The organism is Micromonospora sp. NPDC047707 (assembly GCF_040704235.1).
In the GTDB taxonomy this organism is placed as follows: domain Bacteria; phylum Actinomycetota; class Actinomycetes; order Mycobacteriales; family Micromonosporaceae; genus Micromonospora.
In genome coordinates, this window is record NZ_JBEYSU010000150.1 from 1 (window position 1) to 1,368 (window position 1,368).

General features: G+C 66.4%; 1 protein-coding gene. It reads right to left on the bottom strand.

Translation table 11 applies throughout. The annotated features are described in order from the left end of the window. Positions 1-114: 114 nt before the first annotated feature. Positions 115-1,368: transposase (locus tag AB0873_RS32540; protein WP_366604637.1), on the bottom strand; the 1,254-nt coding region annotated here is incomplete at its 5' end.

The following is a 1,368-nucleotide window of genomic DNA, read 5'->3' on the forward strand; positions in this document are numbered from 1 at the left end:
CCCGCGTTCCGCGTAATTCAGGTGGTCTAGAGGCCACGATCTAGGGTTTGACGTGGGAGAACGCGTGGATGCGTGCCTGTTGGGCGTGTCTCTAGGCGGTGGTGTCGCTGCTGGTCAGCGGCTCGTGGGGGTGAGTTCGATGATCTGCTTCGGGGCGGGGATGTCGAGCTTGGCGAGTAGGTCGCGTTGGGGCTTGGACAGCTCGGTGCGCTGGCGGAACAGGCCGTTGGGGCCGGTGAAGGTGCCGGCGTGGAGCCGGTCGAGGTGGCGGCGGATGTTGTGCCAGGTGTCGCCGGTGGTGGTCTCGGCGATGCGGATGAGGAGTAGGGCGAGCCAGCACAGCACGACGTGGGCGCGGATGCGTTCTTCGAGCCGGTGGTAGACGGGGCGCAGGTCCAGGATCTGCTTCATGTCGCGCCAGCCGCGTTCGACTTCGAGGAGCTGCTTGTAGCCCAGGGCGATGTCGGCGGCGGTGAGGTGGGGGTCTGAGCAGCGCAGCAGGTACTTGCCGTCGAGGTTGGCTTCGGTTTTGCACTTGGCTTTGTCGACACGCAGCAGCCCGCCGGGGGTGACGCGCAGGTACCGGTTCAGGCCGGGCTTGGTGGAGATCCGGCCGCGGAGCTCGCCGCGTTTCATGACCGGCAGCGTGTCCGACCCGGCGATCAGCTCGTCGAGTTGGGCGACGAGCTGGTCGCGGATGTGGGCATCGCGTGTCGCGGCGTCGGGGTTGTGGCAGATGACGAACCGTTCGGTCTGCGACACCTTGACTTCCTTGACCCGTATGTTCTCGGAGATGTCGGTGTAGCGTCCTTGCCTGGACAGGGCGGCCTTGATCTCCGGGGAGTCCGAGCGCAGCTTCTCGCCGATGATGTAGGAGTGGTCGCCCTGGCGTAGGTAGCGGCGGTTGCGTTCGGAGGAGAAGCCTCGGTCCGCGACCCACACGATCTTCGACAGGGTCCAGTCCCGCATGTCGTCCTTGACTTGGCGGATCAGCGTGGAGTCGGCGGTGTTCCCGGGCCAGCACCACACGCGGACCGGGATCCCGTCGCGGGTGACTGCCATCCCGATGACGATCTGCGGTAGGTCGTCGCGGGAGTCCTTCGACTTGCCGTAGGTCCGGAACCCGGCCCTGTTCTCCTCGCCGTCCTCATCACCCGCGCCCTCGGCGCTGTCGCTGTCGGTGGGTAGGCGGTGGCCGCGTTCGTCGCGGCCCACAGGGGTATCGGGGTCGGCCAGCTCGAAGTAGGTGGAGGTGGTGTCGAAGAACAGCAGGTCGACCTCGAGGTTGAGCAGGTTCGCCACCTGGCCGAACACCCCGATCTCCAGCCGTTCGCGTACATCGTGGAGCCAGTCCATCGCCCGGTAGCA